Here is an 8,760-nt window from a genome sequence, read left to right as displayed (position 1 = left end):
ATCACCTCGTCTGATTTTTGGTGCAATACGTTTGTATTTTATGTTTCCTGAGTTCACGGCATTGTCGTTTACCTGAACCAGGCTTGAATGGTTCTCGAATGTCAACGATGCAGTTGCAGAAACCGTAAGTGCGTTTACAACTGTAAGGGTATAGTTTGAAGGTACCGTTATGGCTATTCCCGGATTTATGGTAAGGGAGCAGGCAGTCAAATCAGAAGATATTGTAAAGGCTCCTGCAATAATGGCCGCTTTGCTTGCATCAGGGGTGCCGTTTGACCACGCTGTGCCGCTCCAGGTCGTAGAAGATTGGTTGGTGATAACAACGTTTCCTGTAGATGGTGATTTACAACCAACGCTATTTGTTACTCTAAAAGTATAGGTTCCGACCGCAAGACCTGTAACTGTATAACTGGTTCCTGAACCAGATGTTGTAACAGCGCCTGGATTTCTTTCTAATGTCCAGGTACCAGAAGGCATATCGGTTAATGTCACGGTTCCTGAGGCAGTACAGGTTACAGGAGTTGGAGTTCCTGTTGTAGGCTGTGTTAATAAAATAGTTGTTGTTGCAATGTTATCATTATTTGTATTTCCAGAAATATCTTCAATTATATTTAGTGAAGGATCTTTTCCTGTTACTTTTGCTGAATTAACAACCCGTCCAGCGGCTACATCAGCAGCAGTAATTGTATAAGTACCTGTTAAGGTAACTTTTTCTCCTGGAGCCAGTGAAGCAATTGGATTACCTGTAATAGTTGGCACCAATGGATCTGTAACGTTGATATCAGTAATTGGCACATCTCTCGTGTTGGTAACTTCAAAAGTATAATTGATTTTATCGCCTAATTTGCCACAAGATGACATTGAGGCTTTTTTAACAAGACTTAGTTCTGCAATTTTTAATGAATTACTATTAAAAGCAATAAAGGCGCAATCTGAACTTCCTGAAAAAGTAACCACAAAGCGATCTACCGATGCTGCATTAGAAGCATTAATGCCAAATGCACTTGCTTCAATTCCCAACATTCTAATGTCTCTTGTTGCAGCAGGAGTAAAAGCGACAGCACCGTTATCAGCTCTGAATAAATCAAGGCTATAAGTACCAATTGCTGTTACCGTATCAAATTTTATAGATAAAACAGTTCCTACTGTGTTTCCTGCCGCATCTATAAATTTGAAGGTATCAAATTGGCCTCCGGGTTCTGCTACTTGTGTTACAATTATATCCGGAACATTATCATTTAAACCTGAAATATTTATATTATTGGTTCCAATTTTAAATTCGGCCACACCTGTTTTTATGTTTGCAATACCTGTTCCAAGACTCAAACCATTAGTACCATCCGTAAGTCTGGAAGCAAGTTCGGCACCTGTAGAAGTTGTTCCGGTTAATGCGGGGCGTAAAAAAGCACTACCTGCTGATTCATCTATCATTGAACCTTGCAGATAATACATACTGGTGTTTAATCCTAAAGTTTGAATTTTTAATGCTCTAAATTTTTGAGCGTTAAAAGTTACTCCATTTGTGGTAAGCACATTATCATTAACTCCGGTAGAATAAGTTACACCGTTCCATGAAAATGCCAGTAAATTATTCTCTCTGTCAGGTCTGTTTCCTGATCCTGTTACAGCATTTGATGTCCAATATCCTTTCCAGTCGGTATGGATTCTTGCAACCGGAATAATGGTGCTTTGGCTTAACATATTAAAGGAAACCAGAAAAAAAAGTATTCCTATATTTTTAAAAAATAAAGAACGAATGGTTAAAAGTATTTTTGGGGACATACAATTTAGGTTTGGTTATAGTTTCTTTGGGGATAATTATAGTATTAGTTTTTTGATTTTATTTTTAAATATGACTACCTGCATTTTGATTATTTATTGCAATTGTCATTATCCGAAAAAATCCGGCAACTTTCGCTGTCGGATTTAGTACTAAATTTGAGATATTATCTAAACATAGATTTTACTGTATTTATGTGTTCATTTTCTAATATCACTTTTACAAGAATTATTTGTTGACCAATGCCCAGATTGCCAATAGTTAATTGTGTATCACCAACTTGTTTTTTCTTGTATAATAATTTGCCTGAAATATCATAGATATAAACCGTATCAATATTTTCTTTTGTTGAATTTATTGTTATCGTTTTATTTTGAACTCCAACTACAACTGCTTCTGCTGTACTTTCAAAATCTCCTGTTCCTAATGTTTTATTTGTATAACGAAGAACAAAACGGTCATTAAAAGTACCTATCGCTGTAGTAAACTTGTAATCAGTATTGGATAAATTAGTGATTGTTCCTAATGTTTTATCTTCAATAAAAATATTTTTGCTTGCTAAATCACCATCTGCGTTATCAATTGCAATTGTAAAATCTCCGGCAATTGTAGATGAATATCCTAATGGCACAACATCGCTATTGTCTAGCGGCAAAGCACGTCCCTGAATAGATAATAATGTTGATTCATTATAAACGCTGTAGAAATTCACATAGGCATTCTGATTGAAAACTGCTCCGTCAAAATCGTTATCAAAATCGTTTGTTGCTCCGTCAACATATCCAATTAAAGTTTGCTTAAAAGCACCTTCATCGTTCATTAAATTGAGCCATACACGATGTTTTTGTAAACTTGCGGTTTTAAAGAACTGAGAGTTATTTCCAACAGCACGCATACTATTGTTAAAGTAAGCATTACCGGCTGTTTTTGTAACAGCAAAGAATGATTGCCCTGCAGCAATTTTTCCTAGTGGAGCATCAGTGTTGGCTCCTCCTGTTTTTGAACTTTCTGCCTTTGTTGCTATTCCTCCAAGTCTGTTATAAGCAGCATAATCATCCGAGGTATATTTGTTTTTCGTAATTTTTGTATTATGCGTCCAGAAATATATAGTTCCTTCTAAAAATGAATTGTTTGCGTTTGATAAAAATGCATCTGCATCTACTGCTGATGGATATGGATTACCAATTAATTGAGGGCTACCCGCCTTAAGTGCTTCACCGGTTATAATTCCGTTGTTTGGGATTCCAATAAAATTTACCGGCTGAGCATAAGTAGTTCCTGTCCAATAATCTTTACCGTTTGAATAAGTGCTGTTTGGTTTAGGAACACGAATGATGTATCCTTTTCCTGCTTTCATTACGTTATTACCATTTTCAATTGCCCATGAAGTTCCATTATAGGACATATACTTATCACCTAAAGTATTTGGAGATAACACTTTTAGTTTTTGTCCTATAACAGGAGATGACCAATAAGTATAGTCAAAGTTTTTCATAGGAGTCGAGATGCGTTCCATTTGAAATGAATCAGCGCTTCCTGTATATGTAGCGGTATTATTTGTTTGTACCAATGATCCGTTGTTTTTTATAACAAGTTTAGCATTTGTATTTACAACAATGTTTTCGTTAACCGTTAATGTTAAATCAGCAGGTATAGTAAAAGTTTTACCTGCAGCTACTGTACAAGAACAAACTTCCAGATTTCCTGTTAAGGTTAAATCATTATTTACAATTATTGAAGAACCGGTTGGAATTACATTCGTCGATCCGTCATAAACAGAAGGAGCATCAATAAAATTAATCGCAACATTTGCATCTCCTCCGTCTTCTCTTAAACGTACTTCAACTTTTGAGCTAGCGTTTAAAGGATAAGTCTGCCCATTATTAATTAATGTTGATGCAGTAGTATACCCATTTTGAGTAAATATTTTTGTGCCATCAATATAAATTTCAGCAACATCATCACAGTTTACTAATTGTATTTGGTAACGTCCACAAGCAAATCCTTTACGTTTATATGTAATTGCAAATTGATCTACATCTATTGGAGCTCCTTGCCAGCCTGAGTAATAAGAAGGCGATTTTGTTTTGTTCCAGAATGTCTGCGTGTTGATATTTAAATTAGAATCTACGTAAGTACCTGCATAACTTGCTGCTACTAAAGAAATGTCCGGAAGTGTAAAGCCATAAACGTTCCATTTATAATCTCCAAACGGAAAAGTAGTATCGCCTTTTATAGCACCGTACGAAAATGAAACTCTCGCAGCTTGCGCATTCTCATAATATTCTAATACAAAATTATGTGTTCCGGCTGTTAAAGTATATTGTGCAGCGTATCTGATATAACTATGATCGCCCCATGAATTTGTAGGGCTCATCGTAACCAAATTTCCATCAATATACAATCGAACACCGTCATCTCCTCCAATATTAAAACTGTAAGTTTCAGTTGTTGCTACGTTAGTTTGCATTAAATAACGAACAAAGAATTTATCGCTTGGTGCAGTACCGCAAAAGTTGTTTGCTTCTACAGTTGCATCTCCGGTAATTGTACTTTCGCCAACATTTCTGTCAAAAATTGATTTTTCGGCTATAGATCCTACATATGTTGTCGCGGCAGGTGCATTACCTGTATAAGTATAAACAAACCCTTTCCAGTAGTTAATTCCTGGAGTTGGTGTAGCAGTACATAATGGCGCTGTTCCGTTTACATAAACAGTTGCAGAAGAATAATTTGAATTTGCATTACGTAATGTATATGTAAAAGTAGCTGTTCCGGTAAAATTACTTGCCGGTGTAAAAGTGATATTAGTAGTACCGTTTACAGTTACAGTTCCGTTTGAAGGTTGTGTAACAGTAATTGCTTGTAAAGCAGAACCACCAACAACATCATTTGCTAAAATTGGAATTACAACAGCTGCGTTAATTGGAGTTGATATAAAATCATCGTTTGCAGTTAGGGTTTTAATGTCTTTTACTGTACCTGTTATAGCAGGACCTTCGCTATTACCATTCCCGTTTTTTATTTCGAAAGTATTATAAGTGCTGTAAACATAAAATCTTACATATACCGTTTCGGTATTAAGCACTGGGCTTGTATCTGAAGAAAAAGTACCGCTTAAACTAGTCCAATTACTGGGACTACTTGTTTCAGGAATTAAAACCTTAACTCCTGTTGCAAAATTAACATCTTTCGAATATCTAACCTGAAACTTCTGTCCGTTTGCCCCTCTGTAAGTAAAGTTAAATTGCTTTAATGTTAATTGATGATTGGAGTCAGGATTTATTTTAAATTGAATGTATTTGTTGGCATCGTAACTACCGCCATTTTCCGATGGGTTTGGCCAGCTTCCGGTTTGAAAAAAAGCTGTAGTTGTATTTTGATATTGATAATTTAATGATGCGCCGGTAGCTGTTATTGGTGAGTTTGAATCAACATAGGCATTTGTAACCGGATTAAAACCATTTGAAGCTCCGTTCCAAAGAGACAATGTATTATCTGTATTATCAGCAATTGTTATTTTTACAGTAGCTGTTGAAGTTTCGCTTGCATTTGATATTGTATAATTAAAAGTCGTAGAACCCGTAAAACCTACTGTAGGATTAAAAGTTATTGTTTTATCCGGGTTAATAATTGCAGTTCCTGTTGATGCTGATGGCGGAGTAGAAATTACAAGTGAAGTAACATTTTCTTTTTTTACGTCGTTATTTAACGGATTGATGTTGACTGCTAATTCTTTTTTTGTATCTACATAATCATTTATAGCCAAAATTTTAGTTGAGTCAAAGTTTGTTGTTGTTCCTCTTAAAAGAGGTACAATATTGGTATTTTTTGTACCTGTTTTTATTTCAAAAGTATTGTAAGTACTGTAAGAATAAATTCTGATGTAAACAGTTTCAGTGCTTAGAACCGGATTTATTTCTGTAGAAAAGCTTGGGCTATAAGTCGTCCAGGAACTTGGAGATGCTGTTTCGGTAACTAAATCCTTAACTCCAGTTGCAAAAGTAGCGTCTTTAGAGTACTTAATTCTAAATTTTCCAGATCCAGATCGGCATTCAAAAGTAAAAGTGCTTAAGTCGGCTTTATAATTTGTATTTGGTTTTATCGCAAATTGAACATATTTGGTAGGATCATACTCGCCGCCTTTATCTGCCGGAGTTGGCCAATTTCCTGTTTGAAAAAACACATTGTTATCATTTTCATAAACATAAGATAAACTTGCGCCGTTTGATGTTACATTTTGGCCAGTTACTGTACTTGCAATATTTGTAGATGTAAATCGATTACTATTTGATGCGGCATCCCATTTTACTAAGTCAACCTGACTAAATCCAAAAAAAGGTAAAAATAAAAATAAAAGTAAAGTTTTCTTCATGTTAAATGTTTTCTATCAGATAGTTATGCTGGCATAATAAATTGACCGAGCAAAGATAGATACATCTACGTGTTTGTTTGAAAAAGGGTTTTGGGAAGCGCTATATAATCGATGAAATGTTAAAAAAAGTCGTTGAACTACATCATAAAAAATGACAATTTATGTTATTTCTTATAAAACAGTCAAGTTAAAAATAAGAAAAATCGCTAATATAAACGCAAATGAGCATATTTTTTTGGAGTAATTATCAAAAAAACGTCAGATATGGTGAATTATCCTCAAAATAATGATTTTCTGACATTCCTTAAATTCATTCAAATTATAGGTTTTTTACGATTGTTATTTGAAATGCAAAAGAGATTTTCCTCACAAGCATTTTAAAGTGAAAAATCACTACAAATTTTGTTCAAAATCTTTCAGTTTATCATAAACTAAATTACTTTCATAACCTCTTCTTAATAAATAATCACAAAATTTCTTTCGCTTTTTCAGAGTATTTTTTTCGCTTATACTATGCCAACATCTTTCAGAAAGTTCATCAAATGTATTTTGATATTCTTCAGCAGAAATTTCCTTTAACGCCAAAGTTATATTAGCATTAGAAATTTGCCTGAATTTCAACTCATTTGTAATTCTGATTTTACCCCAATGTTTAATACGATGCTTTCCTCGGGCAAAACTGCATGCAAAACGGGTTTCATTTAAAAAATTTTCCTGAATTAAGTGAACAATAATTTGATCCATCTCTTCGGTAGTCATTTTCAAATCATATAGTTTGGAAGTTACTTCAGCATGACAACGCTCCTGATAGGCACAAAAGTGTTCTAATTTTTGTATTGCTTCTTTGATTGTCATAGGGTTACAGCAAAATTGATAGTGTGAAAATATTAAATATTTTTAGTTAAAAGTAAGAATTTACAACTAAACACTTAATTTTTTAAGAAAACAAAGATAGAAAATTTCTAAATATGTAATTCTTGTAAGTAAATATTACTTTTATTGACATAAATATCTTTAATTCAGTAACTTAGGTACTGTGCGTTTTTAAGAAAAAAGTATATATAATCATTTACTGAAATCAATGTCCTTTTTTCTTAAAGATAGTACAAGTAAATAATTTGTTAAACTCTTAAACACCACTATTATGAGGCTAAAACTATCTTTCTTATTTTTTATTATCTATGCTTCTTTATGGGCTCAGCCTCCACACACATTCACAGCCAATGGCTCATTAGTAGTTCCTGCGGGAATAACAACTATGGCAGTTCAGGCTTGGGGAGGTGGCGGAGCCGGAGGTGGAGCTGCTGGCGCTGGATTACTTTTGGGAAGGGGTGCTGCAGGTGGCGGAGGTGGAGCTTATGCAGCGGCTAATATTACAGTTGTTGCAGGTAACACTTTATCGGTCTCAGTTGCAGGAACTACTTCTGGAACCCTTGGTAATGGAAACGCGGGAGGAAGTTCTACTATTTTAGGTTTTGAAAGCTCAATTCTCGCAGCCGGAGGCGCCGGAGGCTTTGCAAATACTACAGGTAATACTCCTACAGGAGGTGCAGGAGGCACGACAGGCGCCTCGGTTGGAACAACAAAAAATCCTGGTACAAATGGAGGAAATGGAAGTTCTGCTCTTCTATCGCTAGGACTTTCCTCTGGTGCAGGTGGAACAGGAGCTACACCTGGCGGAGGAGCTGGAGGGGCTGCGATTTCAAGTTTAATTTTAGGTACTGGTCCCGGAAATGCCGGAACCACACCTGGTGGTGGAGGTTCAGGGGCCATTAATTCTGCTTTAGGTGCTGCCCAGATTGGAGGTACAGGAGCACGCGGTCAGGTAATTGTTACCTATACCTGTCCTACATATCAAATTAACTCAACTTCAGCTGCAAATGTTTGTGTCACATCAGGAACTTCTGAAGTAACAATCACATCTTCCGCTACCTTTTTACCGATAGGGGTTTATACTGTAACTTACAATCGTAGCAGTCCAGCCGGAACTGCCTTAACAGCGCCAATGACAATCACTACAGCAGGTACAGGAACCTTTACTGCTGGTGGTTTTACAACTCTTGGAACAAGCGACATAACTATTACATCATTAACATCTGGTGTTTGTGTTTCTAATATATCTACAAATAATACCGCGACTGTTACTGTATCTCCTGCATCTGTAGGAGGAACTGTTAATGGCGGCACAACAATTTGTAGTGGTTTTACAAGTGCTCAATTAACTTTAAGTGGACATACAGGAACTGTTGTAAAATGGCAATCATCAGTAAGTCCATTTTCAACATGGACAGATATTCCAAATACATTAACAACTTATACTTCAGGACCACTTACTCAAACAACTCAATTTAGGGCTGTTGTACAAAGTGGTACATGTACTTCTGCAAATTCAGGTTTTACAACTGTAACTGTAAATCCACTGCCAACTATTGCTCTTGGTACGGTTACACCAGTTTGTGCAACAGGTCTTGCCCAAAACACAACTTTAACTTATACTGGAACAACAAATTCACCAACGACATACAGTATTGTCTGGAATGCATCTCCTGCTAATACTTTTGCAGCAGTTACTGATGCTACTTTAAATGCAAGTCCGATTAGTATT

General features: G+C 35.7%; 2 protein-coding genes and 2 pseudogenes. 1 reads left to right on the top strand and 3 read right to left on the bottom strand.

Going from position 1 to position 8,760, the window contains the following annotated elements:
- The 3 genes and pseudogenes from RT99_RS13380 to RT99_RS13370 form a co-directional block, all read right to left on the bottom strand.
- Positions 1–1,782: pseudogene (locus RT99_RS13380) on the bottom strand (hypothetical protein); the annotation flags it as partial.
- Positions 1,783–1,946: 164 nt separating this feature from the next.
- On the bottom strand, positions 1,947–6,155 hold the full coding sequence (locus RT99_RS24715) for an Ig-like domain-containing protein (protein WP_052483671.1): 4,209 nt from the start codon (positions 6,153–6,155) through the stop codon (positions 1,947–1,949).
- Between the two features lie 393 nt (positions 6,156–6,548).
- Positions 6,549–7,010, bottom strand: a complete 462-nt coding sequence (locus tag RT99_RS13370) for a regulatory protein RecX (RefSeq protein ID WP_042565262.1) — start codon at positions 7,008–7,010, stop codon at positions 6,549–6,551.
- Between the two features lie 289 nt (positions 7,011–7,299).
- On the opposite strand from RT99_RS13370, the pseudogene RT99_RS24710 reads away from it, so the two are divergent.
- Positions 7,300–8,760 (top strand): annotated as a pseudogene (locus RT99_RS24710) (hypothetical protein); the annotation flags it as partial.

It is taken from the genome of Flavobacterium sp. MEB061 (assembly GCF_000834715.1).
GTDB lineage: Bacteria > Bacteroidota > Bacteroidia > Flavobacteriales > Flavobacteriaceae > Flavobacterium > Flavobacterium pectinovorum.
Note: the sequence above shows the minus strand (reverse complement) of the source record. Positions and strands in the feature narration are given on the sequence as shown.

Coding starts and splice junctions, on each gene's coding strand:
- RT99_RS24715 (WP_052483671.1), bottom strand. CDS start 6,155: ATGAAGAAAACTTTACTTTTATTTTTATTTTTACCTTTTTTTGGATTT.
- RT99_RS13370 (WP_042565262.1), bottom strand. CDS start 7,010: ATGACAATCAAAGAAGCAATACAAAAATTAGAACACTTTTGTGCCTAT.